The sequence below is a fragment of the Pandoraea sp. NPDC087047 genome (assembly GCF_044745225.1).
Lineage (GTDB): Bacteria > Pseudomonadota > Gammaproteobacteria > Burkholderiales > Burkholderiaceae > Pandoraea.
Genome location: NZ_JBIUZU010000011.1, coordinates 124,006 through 142,258 on the forward strand (window position 1 = coordinate 124,006; position 18,253 = coordinate 142,258).

The following is an 18,253-nucleotide window of genomic DNA, read 5'->3' on the forward strand; positions in this document are numbered from 1 at the left end:
GGATGGCGGAGATTACCGGTGCCCTGACGGAGCGACTTTCAAGTGGAGCGCAGTCGGGGTGCCGGTGATCTCCGCAGCCCGGAAGCGGGAGAGGACAGGGACGTGGTTCGAGGAAGTGGCGTGCTACGGAAGGCGCGCACCGTTGCCGTGTCTGAGGAGGCATCACATCGGGCAACGTTTCACGTGAAACACCCGCCAAACCGTCGTTTTCCACGCACGTTCCACGTGAAACACTCGAGCGGTTACAAATGATGCATCGCAATACCGCTATAATTCCGCAATTACCGAATCCAGAGAGTTTGCCGCTAGCGGCAATATTGCGATGCTTTATCCGACCGAGTTCGACGTGATCGTGGTGGGTGGCGGCCATGCCGGCACTGAGGCTGCGCTCGCCTCGGCCCGCATGGGCTGTAAAACACTTCTGCTCACCCATAATATCGAGACGCTCGGCCAGATGAGCTGCAATCCCTCCATTGGTGGGATCGGCAAAGGCCACCTCGTGAAAGAGGTCGATGCGCTCGGCGGGGCCATGGCAGCGGCTACCGACGAAGGCGGAATTCAGTTTCGTATTCTGAATTCGTCCAAAGGGCCCGCGGTGCGCGCCACACGTGCGCAAGCCGATCGTCTGCTTTACAAACAGGCCATCCGTCATCGCCTCGAGAATCAACCCAATTTATGGTTGTTCCAACAGGCGGTTGAGGATCTTATCGTCGAAGGCGACCGCGTCGTTGGGGCGATTACCCAGGTCGGACTGCGCTTCCGTGCCCGTGCCGTCGTGCTCACCGCCGGAACCTTCCTCGATGGAAAGATCCACGTTGGGCTGAACAACTATGTCGGCGGTCGTGCCGGAGATCCGGCTGCCATCAGCCTGTCCGCGCGACTCAAAGAGTTGAAGTTGCCGCAAGGTCGGTTGAAAACAGGTACGCCACCGCGTATCGACGGGCGTTCCATCGACTTTTCCGTCCTTGAAGAACAGCCCGGGGATCTCGATCCCGTGCCGGTCTTTTCGTTCCTTGGACGCCCGGAACAGCATCCTCGCCAAGTGCCGTGCTGGGTCACCCATACCAATGAGCGAACCCACGATATCATTCGCGGCGGTCTCGACCGGTCGCCCATGTATACGGGCGTCATCGAAGGTGTGGGGCCGCGCTACTGCCCCTCCATCGAGGACAAGATCCATCGCTTCGCCGACCGGACGTCGCACCAGATCTACCTCGAACCCGAAGGTCTGACGACCAACGAGTTCTACCCCAACGGTATCTCGACCAGCCTGCCTTTCGATGTGCAGCTGGAGCTTGTCCGCTCCATGAAGGGCATGGAGAACGCGTATATTTTGCGTCCCGGTTACGCCATCGAGTACGACTACTTCGATCCGCGTGGCCTGCGTAGCTCGCTCGAAACCCGCGTCATCTCCGGTTTGTTCTTCGCCGGACAGATCAACGGGACGACCGGCTACGAGGAAGCTGCTGCTCAAGGCCTGCTCGCCGGTATCAACGCCGCGCTCCAAGTGCAAGGGCGGGAAGCATGGTGCCCGCGTCGCGATCAGGCGTATCTCGGCGTGCTCGTCGACGATCTGATTACCCGCGGCGTCTCCGAGCCGTACCGCATGTTCACCAGCCGCGCCGAGTATCGCCTGTCGCTGCGCGAGGACAATGCCGATATGCGTTTGACTGAGATCGGGCGCGAGCTCGGTGTCGTCGACGATATTCGTTGGGAAGCGTTCTGCCGCAAACGCGACGCTGTTTCACGTGAAACAGAACGTCTCAAATCGACGTGGGTGAATCCGAAGACCTTCCCGGCGGAAGACGCGGTGCCGTTGCTCGGCAAGGCCATCGATCACGAATACTCGCTGTCCGATCTGTTGCGCCGCCCCGAAGTTGGGTACGACGCATTGATGGCAGTGCAGGGCGGCCGTCTCGCACCGGAAGCGCCGCTGTCCGACGATCCGCTGCAAGCGAACCAGATTCGCGAGCAGATCGAAATCGCGGTCAAGTATCAGGGCTATATCGACCGTCAGGCCGACGAGATCGTACGCAAGGAAGCCAACGAGAACACGGTGCTGCCCGCCAACATCGATTACAACGATGTCCGGGGGCTGTCGATCGAAGTGCGTCAAAAGTTGAATGCGCAACGTCCTGAAACGCTGGGGCAAGCCTCGCGTATTTCCGGCGTGACGCCTGCCGCGATCTCGTTGCTGATGATTCACCTCAAGAAAGGACTCGGACGCCGCCGCGCGTCGGAGGCCACCACTGCCGACGCCAATGCCGCCACCGATGGCGACGATGGCGACGATGGCGGCCAGCACGCAGCCTGACGCGGAGATCTCATGACGGCTTCGCGCAATGCCGCCCAGGGCGGCAACGAACTGGCTACGCTGTTGGCCAACGGTATCGAGCAGCTCGGTCTGTCGATCGATGCCGCTCAACAGGCACGCCTGCTCGAGTTTCAGGCGCTATTGGCAAAATGGAACGCCTCGTTGCAGATGACCTCGATCCGCGATCCGCGGCAGATGGTCGTCAAGCATCTGCTTGATTCGCTGTCGATTCTGCCGCGTCTGGATCGTGAGCCGATTTCACGTGTTCTTGACGTTGGCTCAGGCGGCGGGTTGCCCGGTGTGGTGCTCGCGATCGTGCGTCCCGACTGGCAGGTGACGGTCAACGACATCGTTCACAAGAAGACCGCTTTCCTGACGCAGGCACGCGCAACGTTCAAACTGACCAATCTGACGGTGGTGACCGGGCGGGTGGAGTCGCTTGTCGTCGGCAAGGAAGTGCCTGCGCCGTTCGATGCGATCGTTTCACGTGCTTTCGCTGAATTGTCCGATTTCGTCACGCTCGCCCGTGACTTGCTCGCCCCCGGCGGGAGCTTCTGGGCCATGAAGGGCGTTGCGGCCGAGAACGAGCTGGCGCTGCCTGACGGATATGAGCTGGTCGAGCGTCTCGCGCTGAATGTGCCATTTCTCGACGCCGAGCGTCATTTGCTCCGCGTGAAGGTGACCGCATGACCCGGATGACCCGTTGGGCCGGTGCCCTCATGGTCGGATTGTCGATGGTCGCCGCCATGGCCTGGGCGCAATCCGCGCAGGAATCGCTGACGACGCGCGTGCGTCCCGTGCCGAAGATCGATAAGGCGCGCTATGTCGGCACCTGGTACGAAATAGCACGCTACCCGAATTTCTTCGAGCGAAAATGTGTGTCGGACGTGACGGCTCAATACGTCGCCCGAGCGGATGGCAAGATCGAAGTGACGAACAAGTGCCGTAAGGACGATGGCTCGTGGGTGAGTGACGCCGGCCTGGCACGCACCGATGGGCAGGGCACCGGAACGGCCCGCTTCAAGGTGACGTTCGCGCCGGATTGGTTGCGCTGGATTCCCTGGCTTTGGGCGAACTACTGGGTTATCGTGCTCGACGGTGACTATCAATATGCCGCTGTCGGAGAGCCTGGCCGCGAGTACCTCTGGATCCTCTCGCGCACGCCGACGATAGACGACGACACGCTGAATCAAATGCGTGCCCAGCTGCGCAAGCAAGGCTACGACACCGACAAACTGGTGTTGACGCCCCAAAAGGCGAGCGCGCCCTGAGCACCACGCGCCGGCGTATCCGGCGCGGCCATATGACTGGCAGCCGCTAAAAAAGCTGAAACAGGCAATAACTGAGCTTTGCTCAGATAATCGACTTGGTACGATGCATCGGGGGTAAGCAGCACGGCGTATTCGCTTCCGCTGGTGGCATTCCGGCATCATCTGCATCAATCGCATCAACACGGCAGCATTCGGAGGACTACAACGGCATGGCGAAAATTTTCTGCGTGGCCAATCAGAAGGGCGGCGTCGGCAAGACGACCACCACGGTGAACCTCGCTGCCGGACTGGCGTCGCACGGGCAGCGTGTCTTGTTGGTCGATCTCGATCCGCAGGGCAATGCGACGATGGGTAGCGGTATCGACAAGGCTGCGCTCGAGACGAGCGTGTACGAAGTGCTGGTCGACGGCATCGACGTGAGCACGAGTGCTCAACGCTCGGAGTCGGGCAGCTACGACGTGCTGCCGGCCAACCGTGAGCTGGCCGGGGCGGACGTGGAGCTGGTCTCGCTGGAGAATCGCGATACGCGTCTGAAGCAGGCGCTCGCCAAGGTCGACGAGACATACGACTTCGTGCTCATCGACTGCCCGCCGACGCTCTCGCTGCTCACCCTCAATGGGCTGTGTGCCGCACACGGCGTGATCATCCCGATGCAGTGCGAATATTTCGCCCTCGAAGGGCTGTCGGATCTCGTCAACACGATCAAGCAGGTGCACGCGAATCTGAACCGCGACCTGAAGGTCATCGGCCTGCTGCGCGTGATGTTCGATCCGCGTATCACGCTGCAGCAACAAGTCTCGGAGCAGCTCAAGGAGCACTTCGGCGACAAGGTTTTCAACGCGATCATTCCGCGCAATGTGCGACTCGCCGAAGCGCCGAGTTACGGCATGCCGGGCGTCGTCTTCGATCCCGCTTCGCGCGGCGCGAAGGCGTATCTGCAATTCGGCGCGGAAATGATCGCGCGCATTCAAACTATGTAAGGCGCATTCGCGCAGGAACGCATTGTCATGGCGACCAAGACCAACGCACTGAAAAAAAAGGGCCTGGGCCGCGGCCTCGAAGCGCTGCTGGGCGCACACGCCGATAACCATAACGGCGCGACCGAAGCGAGCGCCGATGGCGCGCCGTCGGTCATGTCGCTCGACCGTCTTCAGGCCGGCAAGTATCAGCCGCGCACGCGCATGGATGAGGGCGCATTGCAGGAACTAGCCGCGAGCATTCGTGCGCAAGGCCTCATGCAGCCGATTCTGGTGCGTCGTGTCGATGATGAGAAGTACGAAATTATTGCCGGCGAACGGCGTTTTCGCGCCGCTCGCATTGCCGGGCTCGCGCAAGTGCCGGTGCTCGTGCGCGATGTGCCGGATGAAGCCGCCGCCGCGATGGCGCTCATCGAGAACATTCAGCGCGAAGATCTGAATCCGCTCGAAGAAGCGCAGGGCATTCAACGTCTGCTCGGCGAATTCAATTACACGCACGAGCAGGCGGCCGAATCGCTCGGACGTTCGCGCAGTGCAGTGTCGAATCTGCTGCGTTTGCTCAATCTCGCGCATCCTGTGCAGACGATGTTGCTCGCGGGTGATCTCGATATGGGCCACGCGCGTGCGTTGCTCGCGGTGGACGCCGCCACGCAGATCACGCTCGCGAATCAGGTCGTGAACAAGCGCCTGTCGGTGCGCGATACCGAGCGCATCGTCAACGCTTCGCTCAAGCCGCAAGGCGATGGCATTCGCCGTCGCTCGGCGGAAGAGGGCGGGCGCGACGTCACGCGTCTCGAAGAAGAGCTGTCCGACTTGCTTGCGTCGAACGTCAAGATCAAGGTTGGCCGCAAAGGCGCCGGACAATTGACGATCGAGTTCGGCAGTCTCGACGCGCTCGATGGCATTCTCGCGCGCATTCGCGCCGAGTAATTTCAGTATCCAGACTGTCTCGCCGTGAGCGATCCCGCCGGTGACTCGGTAGGAAAGACCAGGACGCCGTCGCACGACACCGTCGCGACGCGCGGGATTCGTGCTTTGCACGCGACGTATGCGCGTGTGCGCAGCGACCGCGTGCTGCTGATTCTGTTGGTGGGCTTCGTGGCTCTGCAAATCGCGAAACCTGCGAGTGCCGGCGAGTTGCTCGCGCGCATCGATCAGCACACGATCCTGACGCTGGCGGGATTGCTGATGCTCACGCGTGCCATCGATCAAAGTGGTTTTCTCGATTGGCTCGCGCAACGGTTGCTGCGAGCGTTTCGCACGGAACGTCGTCTCGCGTTGCTGATGGTGACGTTTGCCGCGGCGCTCTCGACATTGCTCACGAACGACGTCGCACTCTTTGCCGTGGTGCCCCTCGCGCAGTCGCTCGCGCGTATCGCGCCGGTGCGCATCGAGCGGCTGATCATCTTCCTCGCGCTCGCGGTAAACGCGGGCTCCAGCCTTACGCCGCTCGGCAACCCTCAAAACCTCTTCCTCTGGCAACGTAGCGGCATGGGCTTCGGTGCGTATATCGTCATGATGACGCCGCTCACGCTGGCGCTCATGGCCGTGCTGCTCCTCGTATGTGCGTTCGCATTCGATTCGCGGGCGCTGCATTTTCAGCAACGTGGCCCCACACATCACGTGCGCTGGCCGCTGCTCTGGATTGCGCTGGTGCTGTTCGTCGCCTTCGTGGCGATGGCGGACCATGGCTTCGCCGCCTGGGCCTGCGCGGGGGTAGCGGCCGTGCTGCTGGTGGCGCGACGCAATGCGGTGCTCGGCATCGACTGGCTGCTGCTCGCGATTTTCGTGCTGATGTTCGTGGTGCTGCGCGGCGTAGCCGGTTTGCCCGATGTGCGTGCAGCGCTGGGGCACGTGGACTTCTCCAGTGGGGAAATGGCCTATGCCGGGGCGGCGGTATTGTCACAATTCATCAGTAACGTTCCGGCTGCCATCCTTCTCGCGGAGTACACGCAGAACTGGCCGGCGCTCGCCCATGGGGTGGCCGTCGGCGGATTCGGTCTCGCGATCGGCTCGTTGGCAAACCTGATTGCACTGCGCATGGCGAAATCGCAGAAGATCTGGTGGCACTTTCACTGCCTTTCGATACCGTTTTATCTGGTAGCACTGCTGATCGGGTTTGTCGCCCTGAAATGGGTCTGATCGCGCGTGCAACGTACCCCGGGTGCCGTGATCGTGCGGCGTTTGTGCGTCATGCCGCGCCGCACCATGCGGAAAATCGCGCTACGTGAGAGTTGGCGCCAAATCGAAGCATGCACTGTGCAGTTTCGGCGAATTTGTTGCCCGTTTAGATTGACTGGGGTTCGTAATCTCCCGTAAAATCTCGCGGGTTTAACTGCTTGAAGAGCCCATTCGTTTTGCACGAGTCGGGCGGGGAGGCTACGAGATGACCGACGAAAAACGGTCGAACTTGGAACCGGAACCGCAAGCGCCGGCACGTGCAACATCCGCGAATTGGGACGACGAGCAGGAGCAAGAAACAATCGTTCCGCTCACGCGTGCGCAGGCCGAGCGCCTGTTCGGTCCCGATGTGGGGCGCGCATCCCGTGTGACTCCATTCCGGGTGGTGGGAGCCCAGGTGCTGTTGTCGCTCATTGCGACACTGGCCTGGTGGTTACTCTCGGCATCGCCACGAGACGCGGCGGTGTCTGCATGGTTGGGTGGAATGATAGGTTGGATACCGGGCGCGCTGTTTGCGCTGCGGCTAAGAATTTCAGGTGATCGTCTCTCCGTCGGCGCATTGGTGACGGGGGAGGCGATCAAGGTAGCAACGACGATTGCGTTATTGGTGGCTGTAGCGTTCGGATACCCCGGAGTTCACTGGGTAGCGTTGCTCGTCACCTTCGTGCTCACGCTCAAGGTCTATTGGCTTGCGATGGCACTGAAGTAGCGGTGGAAAACCGCTCACGCGTCGACACGCTACCGTGTGCGGATTTTCATAATTGGGTGTTTGATCGCTATGTCAGTAGAAGCCGGCCACGCTCCGAACCCGTCGGAGTACATTTCGCACCACCTGCAAAACCTCGCGAGCTCGACTCAGACTAGCATCGTCGATTTCTCGATCATCAACTGGGACACCATGTTCTGGTCGATCGCGATGGGCGTTCTGGGTTGCTTCGTGCTGTGGATGGCAGCGCGCAAGGCAACTTCGGGCGTGCCGGGCCGTTTTCAGTCTGCGGTCGAAATGCTCGTCGAAATGGTGGAAGACCAGTCGAAGAGCATCGTGCACGGCAATCGTACCTTCATTGCGCCGCTCGCGCTGACCGTGTTCGTCTGGGTCACGCTCATGAACTCGCTGGACTTGCTGCCGGTCGATCTGCCGTCGAAGGTGATCGAGTGGGTCGGTCTGGGTTCCATCATCACGCATCACCGTATTGTTCCGACGGCCGATCTTAACGGCACGCTCGGTATCTCCGTCGGCGTGCTCATTCTGATGCTGTTCTACAGCTTCAAGATCAAGGGCGCAGGCGGCTTCATGCACGAGCTGTTCACCGCACCGTTCGGTAACCACTTCCTCCTGTGGATCCCGAACCTGCTGCTCAACCTGATCGAATTCTGTGCCAAGACCGTGTCGCTCGGTATGCGACTGTTCGGCAATATGTACGCCGGCGAACTTGTGTTCCTGCTGATCGCTCTGCTGGGTGGTCTCTGGAGCTTTGGCGCAGATGCGTCGGTGCTGGGTTTTGTCGGCCACGTCATTGCCGGCACCGCATGGGCGATTTTCCACATCCTGATCGTGTTGCTCCAGGCGTTCATCATGATGATGCTGACGTTGGTGTATATCGGCCAGGCGCACGACCATCACTGATCGGTTGTTGCGGTAAGTGTTTCCCGGTTTTCGGTTTTTCAAATTTAAAGTTTCAAGTCTCTAACCAAAAGGAGTAATCATGCAAGCTTTCATCGCCAACATCCAGGGTCTGACCGCCATCGCTATTGGCATCATCATCGGTCTGGGTGCAATCGGCGCCTGTCTGGGTATCGCGCTGATGGGCGGTAAGTACATCGAAGCGTGCGCCCGTCAGCCCGAGCTGATGAACCCGCTGCAAACCAAGATGTTCCTGCTGGCCGGCCTGATCGACGCTGCATTCCTGATCGGTGTGGGCGTTGCCATGCTGTTCGCATTCGCGAACCCGCTGCTGTCGCGCCTCGCTTAAGTTTCTTTCGGCCGGTCGCGCAATGAACCGCGCGACCAACTGGACATGAACGGCGCGCCCAAGCCAGCAGGCACAATGGGGCGCGCTGTTTTGCCAATCGACTCGCATCACCGAAAGGAAACACCGTGAACATAAACGCAACTCTGTTCGCGCAAACCGTCGTGTTTCTGATCCTGGCATGGTTCACGATGAAGTTCGTGTGGCCGCCGCTGATCAAGGCTATCGACGAACGCGCGAAGAAAATCGCTGACGGTCTGGCTGCCGCCGATAAGGGCAAGGCTGAACTCGAAGCCGCCAACAAGCGCTCCACGCAAGCCCTCGCGGAAGCCCGCGACGAAGGCGCGAAGCGTATTGCCGACGCCGAGAAGCGTGCATTGGCTGTGGCCGACGAGATCAAGACGCAGGCGCAAGCCGAAGCGGCTCGTATCATCGCCAACGCCAAGGCAGAAGCCGAGAACCAGGCTGTCAAGGTCCGTGAGACGCTGCGCGAAGAAGTTGCCGGTCTGGCTGTCAAGGGCGCCGAGCAGATTCTGAAGCGTGAAGTCGACGCCAAGGCCCACGCCGACCTGCTGAACCAACTCAAGGCAGAGCTCTGATCATGGCCGAACTCGCAACCATCGCTCGTCCGTATGCCGAAGCGTTGTTCCGCGTGGCTAAGTCCGGCGATCTGAATCGCTGGTCGCAGCTCGTGCGCGAACTGGCGCAAGTGGCAGCGCTGTCCGAAGTGGCCAACCTGGCCGACGATCCGAAAGTCTCCCCGTCGCAAGTTGTCGACGTGCTGACCTCCGCCGTGAAATCGACCGACGCCGAAGTGCGCAACTTCGTCGCCGCAGTGGTCGAAAACGGTCGTCTGGCTGCCATGCCGGAAATCGCCGAACAGTTCGAAGCGTTGAAGAACGCTGCTGCCGGTTCGGCAGACGCCACGATCGAAAGCGCCTTCCCGCTCGAAGGCGAGCAATTGACCTCGCTGGTCAAGGGCCTCGAGCACAAGTTCGGCTGCAAGCTCAACCCGAGCGTGACGGTAGACCCGTCGCTCATCGGTGGCGTGCGTGTGGTGGTTGGCGACGAGGTGCTCGACACTTCGGTGCGCGCCCGCCTTGCGGCTATGCGGACGTCGCTGACGGCTTGAGGCCGGCGCGATACGCCTGCGACGGCAAGAATTGAATATCAGGAGCACATATGCAACTCAATCCCTCTGAAATCAGCGAACTGATCAAGAGCCGGATTCAAGGTCTCGATAGCGGCGCCGAAGTCCGTAATGAAGGCACCGTGATCTCGGTGACTGACGGCATCTGCCGCATCCACGGCCTGTCGGACGTGATGCAGGGCGAAATGCTGGAATTCCCGGGCAACACGTTCGGTCTGGCACTGAACCTCGAACGCGACTCCGTCGGCGCCGTGATTCTGGGCGAGTACGAGCACATCTCGGAAGGCGACACCGTCAAGTGCACGGGCCGCATTCTGGAAGTGCCGGTCGGTCCGGAACTGAAGGGCCGCGTCGTCGACGCACTGGGCGTGCCGATCGACGGCAAGGGCCCGATCAACGCCAAGGAAACCGACGCCATCGAAAAGATCGCGCCGGGCGTGATCTGGCGTAAGTCGGTGTCGCAGCCGCTGCAAACCGGTACGAAGGCTATCGACGCCATGGTGCCGATCGGCCGCGGCCAGCGTGAGCTGATCATTGGTGACCGTCAGACGGGTAAGACCGCTGTGGCCATCGACACGATCATCTCGCAGAAGGGCAAGGGCGTGACCTGCGTCTACGTCGCGATCGGCCAGAAGGCTTCGTCGATCATGAACGTGGTGCGCAAGCTCGAAGAGCAGGGCGCGATGGAGTACACGATCATCGTGACCGCCACCGCCTCCGACTCGGCCGCCATGCAGTTCATCGCACCGTACTCCGGTTGCACGATGGGCGAATACTTCCGCGATCGCGGCGAAGACGCGCTGATCATTTATGACGACTTGACCAAGCAAGCCTGGGCCTATCGTCAGATCTCGCTGCTGCTGCGCCGCCCGCCGGGCCGTGAAGCTTACCCGGGTGACGTGTTCTATCTCCACTCGCGTCTGCTCGAGCGTGCCGCTCGTGTCTCGGAAGAGTACGTCGAGAAGTTCACCAACGGCGCAGTCAAGGGTCAAAGCGGTTCGCTGACGGCACTGCCGATCATTGAAACGCAAGCCGGTGACGTGACCGCATTCGTTCCGACGAACGTGATCTCGATTACCGACGGCCAGATCTTCCTGGAAACCGACCTGTTCAACGCAGGCATCCGTCCGGCAATCAACGCCGGTATCTCGGTGTCGCGTGTGGGTGGTGCTGCGCAGACGAAGGTCATCAAGAAGCTGTCGGGCGGTATCCGTACCGACCTCGCACAGTACCGAGAGCTGGCTGCGTTCGCGCAGTTCGCCTCGGACCTGGACGAAGCTACCCGCAAGCAGCTCGAGCGCGGTCGCCGCGTGACGGAACTGCTCAAGCAGCCGCAATACGCGCCGCTGCAAGTGTGGGAACTGGCCGTGTCGCTGTTCGCCGCCAACAACGGCTATCTGGATGACCTCGAAATCGCCCAGGTTCTGCCGTTCGAAAAGGGTCTGCGCGAAGTTCTGAAGACCAGCCACGGCGCACTCATCGGCCGCATCGAAGAGACCAAAGATCTCTCGAAGGACGACGAAGCCGCTCTGCACGCTGCGATCAAGGACTTCAAGAAGACCGGCGCTTACTAATCCGGTTGAATCGGTAACTATTCAACGGACCCGGGAAGGCGCGATGTTCCGGCAGTAACGAACGTCGCGCCGAGACAAGGAGTAAGCAATGGCTGGAATGAAGGAAATTCGCGGCAAGATCAAGAGCGTGCAAAACACGCGCAAGATCACCAAGGCCATGGAAATGGTGGCCGCGTCGAAGATGCGCAAGGCGCAGGAACGCATGCGTCATGCCCGGCCGTACGCTGATAAGGTGCGCCAGATCGCTGCGCATATGGGCCAGGCGAATCCGGAATACCACCACCCGTTCATGGTGAAGCATGCCGACGCGAAAGCTGCCGGCATCATCGTGGTGACGACGGACAAGGGCCTGTGCGGCGGCTTGAACACCAACGTGCTGCGTGCCGTGGTGGCCAAGATGAAGGAAATCGAAGCGCAAGGCCTGAAGATCGAGGCCACCGCCATCGGCGGCAAGGGCTTCGGCTTCCTGAACCGTATCGGCGCGAAAGTGGTATCGCACGTTGTGCAACTGGGCGACACCCCGCATCTGGACAAGCTGATCGGCGCTGTGAAGTTGCAGCTCGACGCGTATGCCGAAGGCAAGCTCGACGCCGTTTATCTGGCTTACAACCGCTTCGTCAACACGATGAAGCAGGAAGCCGTGGTCGAACAACTGCTGCCGCTGCCCGAAAAGCTCGAGGGCGATTCGGAAGAGGCGAGCGCAGTGCCGGCACAGCATTCGTGGGACTACATCTACGAACCGGATGCCAAGACGGTTGTCGATGCCCTGCTGGTGCGTTACGTCGAAGCTGTCGTATATCAGGCAGTCGCAGAGAACATGGCGTCGGAACAGTCCGCCCGCATGGTGGCCATGAAGGCCGCTTCGGACAACGCGAAGACCGTGATCGGTGAATTGCAGATGGTCTACAACAAGGGCCGTCAAGCAGCGATTACGAAGGAACTGTCCGAAATCGTGGGTGGCGCCGCCGCAGTGTAAGCGGTGGCACGGGCCGATGCGCCGCAAGGCGAAATGAATTTGAGTATCTAAAGGAAAAGCGATGAGTACTGCTTTGATTGAAGGCAAAATCGTACAGTGCATCGGCGCCGTTATCGACGTGGAATTCCCGCGCGAAAGCATGCCGAAGATCTACGACGCGCTCACCATGGAAGGTTCGGAACTGACGCTCGAAGTCCAGCAGCAGCTGGGTGACGGCGTGGTTCGCACCATCTGTCTGGGTTCCTCCGAAGGCCTGCGCCGCGGTATGACGGTGCAAAACTCGGGTTTGCCGATCACGGTGCCGGTCGGTAAGCCCACGCTGGGCCGCATCATGGACGTGCTGGGCCGTCCGATCGACGAAGCCGGTCCGATCGCCAAGGAACACACCCGTTCGATTCACCAGAAGGCTCCGGCATTCGACGAGCTGTCGCCGTCGACGGAACTGCTCGAAACCGGCATCAAGGTTATCGATCTGATCTGCCCGTTCGCCAAGGGCGGCAAGGTGGGTCTGTTCGGTGGCGCCGGTGTGGGCAAGACCGTGAACATGATGGAACTCATCAATAACATCGCCAAGGAACACGGCGGTTATTCGGTGTTTGCCGGCGTGGGCGAGCGTACCCGTGAAGGGAACGACTTCTACCATGAAATGAAGGACTCGAACGTTCTGGACAAGGTCGCGCTGGTGTACGGCCAGATGAACGAGCCGCCGGGCAACCGTCTGCGCGTTGCGCTGACCGGTCTGACGATGGCCGAGCATTTCCGTGACGAAGGTCGCGACGTGCTGTTCTTCGTCGACAACATCTACCGTTTCACGCTGGCCGGTACCGAAGTGTCGGCACTGCTCGGCCGTATGCCGTCGGCCGTGGGCTATCAGCCGACGCTGGCTGAAGAAATGGGTAAGCTGCAAGAGCGTATTACGTCGACCAAGACCGGCTCGATCACGTCGGTGCAAGCCGTGTACGTGCCTGCCGATGACTTGACCGACCCGTCGCCGGCAACCACCTTCGGTCACTTGGACGCCACCGTCGTTCTGTCGCGTGACATCGCCTCGCTGGGTATCTACCCGGCAGTCGATCCGCTCGACTCGACCTCGCGTCAGATCGACCCGAACGTGATTGGCGAAGAGCACTACACGGTGACCCGTCGCGTGCAATCGACGCTGCAGCGTTACAAGGAACTGCGCGACATTATCGCGATTCTGGGTATGGACGAACTGTCGCCGGACGACAAGCTGGCTGTGGCCCGCGCTCGTAAGATCCAGCGCTTCCTGTCGCAGCCGTTCCACGTGGCAGAAGTGTTCACGGGCTCGCCGGGCAAGTACGTTCCGCTCAAGGAAACGATCCGCGGCTTCAAGATGATCGTCGACGGTGAGTGCGACCACCTGCCGGAGCAGGCGTTCTACATGGTTGGCACGATCGACGAAGCGTTCGAAAAAGCCAAGAAGATGCAGTAAACGGTTGAGTGTCGGGCGACGGCGGGGTCTCGCGAGAGACGCCACCGGCACCCGGCAGGTGACTGTTGCGGGGCGGGGTAGCGGGGCGAGGACGGTAACGTCCGGACCGGCGCGCCTGCCGCTTCATCACACTCAACGGGAGCGATTATGGCAACCATTCACGTAGACGTCGTCAGCGCGGAAGAGGAAATCTTCTCGGGTAAGGCGCGCTTTGTGGCGCTGCCCGGCGAAGCCGGCGAGCTGGGTATTCTGCCCGGCCACACGCCGCTGATCACGCGTATCAAGCCGGGTGCGGTGCGCATCGAGGACGAGGCAGGCAACGAGGACTTCGTCTTCGTCGCAGGCGGCATTCTCGAAGTGCAACCGGACACGGTCACCGTGCTCGCCGACACCGCCATCCGCGGCAAGGATCTGGACGAAGCGAAGGCTAGCGAAGCCAAGCGCCGTGCAGAAGAAGCGCTGTCGAACAAGGAATCGAACATCGAGTACGCAACGGCCCAGGCGGAACTGGCCGAAGCTATGGCGCAACTCGCCGCGATTTCGAAATTGCGTTCGAAGAAGTAAATATCGGCGTCGTGCCGGCGCTCGCGCCGCACATGCCCGTCAATGCGTAACGTTGGGCGTCTGTCCAGACGTGCATCGTCACGCATTGACCGGAAGCCCCATGCATACCCATGCGTGGGGCTTTTGTTTTGTCTGGCGGTGTCGCCAGATCGTCTGCGCGCCTCCGTGCATCGGCATCGATCCATGCCGGTCGATACACATCTCACGCCCGAATCAGGGCCATCCCCACTCGATCCGTCACTCGAATTACGTTAACGTAAACGTCAACCCAGTGTGACGCGCTATTGTTATGAAGAGACGCCCATCACCGTTCGATGCAACGGCAGACGGGCCCGCCATCGACAGGCAGCGAACCCATCGGCAACACGGATCGGGCATTGGCGTCACGCGACAGCATTTCACCACTTGAGCAGTGCTTCAGGAGACAAAAGCATGGAAAGCCGGGAAGGTGCGGGCGTTGTACCTCGTAATGGACTGTCGTATGTGAAGGGTGATACCACCGTACCGCTTTCGACGCTGACAGTGTTCGGGCTGCTTGCGCAGACGGCGGCGAAGTTTCCGGAACGACAGGCTGTCGTGTTCCGAGAGCAGGGCGTGGACTGGACGTGGCGCGAATTCATCGCGCATGTCGACACGTTCGCGGCCGGACTGATTTCGCTCGGGCTGAAGAAGGGCGACCGCGTAGGCATTTGGTCGCCGAACCGCGTCGAGTGGCTGGTCACGCAATTCGCGACCGCCCGCGCCGGGTTGATTCTGGTGAACATCAACCCCGCTTACCGGATGGCCGAGCTCGAATACGCGCTCAACAAGGTCGGCTGCACGGCGCTGGTGGCGGCCGAATCGTTCAAGTCGTCGCGCTATCTCGAAATGCTGAACGTGCTGGCGCCCGAGTTGGCGACGTGCGAGCCAGGCCAGCTGCGCTCGGAAAGATTCCCGACGCTGCGTACCGTCATTCGCATGGGGCTGGACATCACGCCGGGCATGATGAATTTCGGCGACGTGGTCACGCTCGGGGCGAACGCCAGTCTTGATGACCTGCGCGCGATCTCCGACGGGCTCGATTGTTTCGATCCCATCAACATCCAGTTCACGAGCGGGACGACCGGCAACCCGAAAGGCGCCACACTCACGCATCACAACATCGTCAACAACGGCCGCTACATCGCCATGGCGATGCGCTTCTCCGAGCGCGACAGCCTGTGCATTCCGGTGCCGTTCTATCACTGCTTCGGCATGGTGCTGGCGGTGCTCGCCTGCGTGTCGACGGGCGCGACGATGATCTTTCCGGGCGAGGCATTCGACCCGAAGGCGACGATGGCCGCCGTCTCCGAGGAGAGCTGCACTGCGCTGCACGGGGTGCCGACGATGTTCATCGCGCAACTCGATCACCCGGATTTCGGCACGTACCATTTCGATACGCTGCGCACGGGCATCATGGCCGGCTCGCCGTGTCCCATCGAGACCATGAAGCGCGTGATCAACGAAATGCACATGAGCGAAGTGACGATCGCTTATGGCATGACGGAGACGAGCCCGGTGTCGTTCCAGACCACGACGACCGATCCGCTCGAGAAGCGGGTGTCGACGGTTGGACGCGTGCAGCCGCACCTTGAAGTGAAGCTCGTCGACGCCGCCGGGGAGATCGTGCCGCTCGGGGAAAAGGGCGAACTCTGCACGAAGGGGTACTCGGTGATGCAGGGCTATTGGGACGACGAGCCGCGCACGCGCGAAGCGATCCGCGACGGCTGGATGCACACGGGCGACCTGGCGACGCTCGATGAGGACGGCTACTGCAACATCGTCGGTCGCGTGAAGGACATGCTCATTCGCGGCGGCGAGAACATCTACCCGCGCGAAATCGAGGAGTTCCTGTTCCGTCACCCGAAGGTGCAGGCCGTGCAGGTTTTCGGCGTGCCGGACGCGAAGTACGGCGAAGAAGTCTGCGCGTGGATCATTCTCAAGCCCGGCCAGCAGGCGACGGAGGACGACATCCGGGCGTTCTGCAAGGATCAGATCGCGCACTATAAGATTCCACGCTACATCCGCTTTGTGGATGAGATGCCGATGACCGTCACGGGCAAGGTGCAGAAGTTCGTCATGCGCGAAAAGATGGTCGAGACGCTGGGACTGAACGAAGAAAAGACGGCTTGACCGTGGCGCAGCGAAGCAGCGAAGCAGGTAACGGCGCAATAGCAGAACCGTCGGGCGGGGCAGGGAATCCATCGGCCGATCCTCTGCCCAATTTTTAAGCGAAGCCGGGGCGAATGCCGTATCATTCGGGATTACCCTAGGTTTCGCGTCATGCCTGCCCACACATTCCGCACCGTTTTCGTTCTCGGCATTCTGTCGGCCATCGGCTCGCTGTCGATCGACATGTATCTGCCTGCGCTGCCGAGCATTGCGCGCGAACTGAACACGACGGACGCGGCAGTGCAATTTTCCCTGGCGTCGTTCTTCATCGGGCTCGGCCTCGGCCAGTTGCTGCACGGCCCGCTGGCCGATCGCTTCGGACGCAAGCGTCCGCTGTACGCCGGTCTGGCGCTTTACACGCTGGCCTCGGCCGGTTGTGCACTGGCACCCAATATCGAAACGCTGATCGTCTGCCGCTTCATTCAGGCGGTGGGTGGTTGTGCGTGCTTCGTCATCGCCCGGGCGATGGCGCGCGATCTGTTCGACACGGCCACGGTGGCGCGTGTCCTGTCGCGCATGACGCTCATCATGGGCGCCGCGCCGATCCTCGCGCCGCTGATTGGCGGCCAGGTGCTGATGTTCGTCGGCTGGCGCTGGATCTTCTGGGGCCTGACGGCATTCGGCGCGATGTGCTTCGTGATGTCCGTCTACTGGCTGCCGGAGACGCGTGAGGCGGCGAAGCAGGCGCGCCACTGGCTCGCGACGGCGTGGCACAACTACGGCACACTGCTGAGCGATCGTGTATTCATGGGCAACGCGCTGGCCGGCGGCGTCTCGCAGGCGGGCATGTTCGCCTACATCACCGGCTCGCCCTTCGTTTTCATCAATCTGTACGGCATCGATCCGGCCAATTACGGTTGGCTTTTCGGCCTGAATGCCTGCGGCATCATCGCGGGTTCGCAGGTCAATGCCCACTTGCTGCGCAAACGCCGTCCGGCGGACGTGTTGCGTCGCACCAACAACCTGGTCGCGATTCTCGGGCTGTGCATGCTGGTGGTGGCGGCGCTCAAGCTCGGCGGACTGATCGGGCTGATGGTGCCGCTCTTCGCCTACGTGACGAGCCTGGGTTTCTCGCAGCCGAACGCCGTGGCCGAGGCGCTCGATAGTCAGCAACAGCGTGCCGGTGCGGCATCCGCGCTGCTGGGTGCGCTGCAATTTCTCGCGGCGGCAAGTGCAGGCGCCGCCGTTGGCATGCTGCACGCCCGCTCCGCTGTGCCGATGGCCGCGGTCATGGCGGTGTGCGGCGCGCTGTCGTGGTGTTTCCACACGCTGCTGATTCGCCGTTCGCGCCCCGCACTGCCGCCTGCTGGCGCGGTGTAAGCGGCACAACCGCGCATTCATAACCGCGGCGCCATCCTGCGCCCGGACCGCAACCCACGTCATCATCCCCAATGCCGTAGTTTTCCTCAACGCACCGTCAAGGTGCGAGCGGGGGAACACTGCGTGTTTCCGGGCGTCTGTTTAGTATTGCTTATCAAAACGAGGATAACGGGACCGATCTCGACGGGAAGGATTTGTAAGATGGCGCTTCGCGATTCCCGGCAAATTTTCGGGAACCGACGACAGAAACGTCCTTTCAAATCTAAAATTCGGCGCGCCGCACTACATCTGTAACACTTTGTAATTGCTCTGT

Annotated in this window: 17 protein-coding genes; all 17 read left to right on the forward strand. The window is 61.1% G+C overall.

What is annotated here, in order from left to right:
• Nucleotides 1–322: 322 nt before the first annotated feature.
• The 17 genes from mnmG to ACIPHM_RS20655 all read left to right on the forward strand — a co-directional run bounded on the left by mnmG (nucleotide 323) and on the right by ACIPHM_RS20655 (nucleotide 17,940).
• A complete protein-coding gene (gene mnmG, locus ACIPHM_RS20575) occupies nucleotides 323–2,314 on the forward strand; it encodes a tRNA uridine-5-carboxymethylaminomethyl(34) synthesis enzyme MnmG (RefSeq protein WP_400332263.1) in 1,992 nt (663 codons plus the stop codon).
• A 12-nt stretch (nucleotides 2,315–2,326) separates the two neighbouring features.
• Nucleotides 2,327–3,004: a 16S rRNA (guanine(527)-N(7))-methyltransferase RsmG gene (gene rsmG / locus ACIPHM_RS20580; protein ID WP_400332265.1), complete on the forward strand. Its 678-nt coding sequence runs from the start codon at nucleotides 2,327–2,329 to the stop codon at nucleotides 3,002–3,004.
• Complete coding sequence (locus ACIPHM_RS20585; protein ID WP_400332268.1) at nucleotides 3,001–3,585, forward strand: lipocalin family protein; 585 nt, start codon at nucleotides 3,001–3,003, stop codon at nucleotides 3,583–3,585. The genes rsmG and ACIPHM_RS20585 overlap by 4 nt, the downstream gene beginning before the upstream one ends.
• A 209-nt stretch (nucleotides 3,586–3,794) precedes the next feature.
• The gene (locus ACIPHM_RS20590; protein ID WP_400332271.1) at nucleotides 3,795–4,565 is read left to right on the forward strand and encodes a ParA family protein; all 771 of its coding nucleotides are present in this window, start codon (nucleotides 3,795–3,797) and stop codon (nucleotides 4,563–4,565) included.
• A gap of 27 nt (nucleotides 4,566–4,592) precedes the next feature.
• On the forward strand, nucleotides 4,593–5,492 hold the full coding sequence (locus ACIPHM_RS20595) for a ParB/RepB/Spo0J family partition protein (RefSeq protein WP_400332274.1): 900 nt from the start codon (nucleotides 4,593–4,595) through the stop codon (nucleotides 5,490–5,492).
• Nucleotides 5,493–5,588: 96 nt separating this feature from the next.
• Nucleotides 5,589–6,704 carry an SLC13 family permease gene (locus tag ACIPHM_RS20600; RefSeq protein ID WP_400332505.1) on the forward strand — a complete coding sequence of 372 codons (1,116 nt, stop codon included), beginning with the start codon at nucleotides 5,589–5,591 and terminating at the stop codon, nucleotides 6,702–6,704.
• 244 nt (nucleotides 6,705–6,948) lie between these two features.
• The gene (locus tag ACIPHM_RS20605) at nucleotides 6,949–7,452 is read left to right on the forward strand and encodes an ATP synthase subunit I (RefSeq protein WP_400332277.1); all 504 of its coding nucleotides are present in this window, start codon (nucleotides 6,949–6,951) and stop codon (nucleotides 7,450–7,452) included.
• A 69-nt stretch (nucleotides 7,453–7,521) separates the two neighbouring features.
• On the forward strand, nucleotides 7,522–8,370 hold the full coding sequence (gene atpB / locus ACIPHM_RS20610; protein ID WP_400332279.1) for a F0F1 ATP synthase subunit A: 849 nt from the start codon (nucleotides 7,522–7,524) through the stop codon (nucleotides 8,368–8,370).
• A gap of 79 nt (nucleotides 8,371–8,449) precedes the next feature.
• Nucleotides 8,450–8,716, forward strand: coding sequence for a F0F1 ATP synthase subunit C (gene atpE / locus ACIPHM_RS20615; protein ID WP_044457493.1), 267 nt, complete (start codon nucleotides 8,450–8,452; stop codon nucleotides 8,714–8,716).
• Nucleotides 8,717–8,841: 125 nt separating this feature from the next.
• Nucleotides 8,842–9,312, forward strand: a complete 471-nt coding sequence (locus ACIPHM_RS20620) for a F0F1 ATP synthase subunit B (RefSeq protein ID WP_400332282.1) — start codon at nucleotides 8,842–8,844, stop codon at nucleotides 9,310–9,312.
• Between the two features lie 2 nt (nucleotides 9,313–9,314).
• Entirely contained in the window at nucleotides 9,315–9,845 is a 531-nt protein-coding gene (locus ACIPHM_RS20625; protein ID WP_400332285.1) for a F0F1 ATP synthase subunit delta, read from the forward strand.
• A gap of 50 nt (nucleotides 9,846–9,895) precedes the next feature.
• Entirely contained in the window at nucleotides 9,896–11,437 is a 1,542-nt protein-coding gene (gene atpA, locus ACIPHM_RS20630; RefSeq protein ID WP_400332287.1) for a F0F1 ATP synthase subunit alpha, read from the forward strand.
• Between the two features lie 88 nt (nucleotides 11,438–11,525).
• Nucleotides 11,526–12,413: a F0F1 ATP synthase subunit gamma gene (gene atpG / locus ACIPHM_RS20635; protein WP_400332290.1), complete on the forward strand. Its 888-nt coding sequence runs from the start codon at nucleotides 11,526–11,528 to the stop codon at nucleotides 12,411–12,413.
• Between the two features lie 61 nt (nucleotides 12,414–12,474).
• Nucleotides 12,475–13,866, forward strand: a complete 1,392-nt coding sequence (gene atpD / locus ACIPHM_RS20640; RefSeq protein WP_039394096.1) for a F0F1 ATP synthase subunit beta — start codon at nucleotides 12,475–12,477, stop codon at nucleotides 13,864–13,866.
• A gap of 147 nt (nucleotides 13,867–14,013) precedes the next feature.
• Nucleotides 14,014–14,430, forward strand: coding sequence for a F0F1 ATP synthase subunit epsilon (locus tag ACIPHM_RS20645; protein ID WP_400332294.1), 417 nt, complete (start codon nucleotides 14,014–14,016; stop codon nucleotides 14,428–14,430).
• 432 nt (nucleotides 14,431–14,862) lie between these two features.
• Nucleotides 14,863–16,581, forward strand: a complete 1,719-nt coding sequence (locus tag ACIPHM_RS20650) for an AMP-binding protein (RefSeq protein ID WP_400332297.1) — start codon at nucleotides 14,863–14,865, stop codon at nucleotides 16,579–16,581.
• Between the two features lie 150 nt (nucleotides 16,582–16,731).
• On the forward strand, nucleotides 16,732–17,940 hold the full coding sequence (locus tag ACIPHM_RS20655; RefSeq protein WP_400332300.1) for a Bcr/CflA family multidrug efflux MFS transporter: 1,209 nt from the start codon (nucleotides 16,732–16,734) through the stop codon (nucleotides 17,938–17,940).
• Nucleotides 17,941–18,253 lie beyond the last annotated feature (313 nt).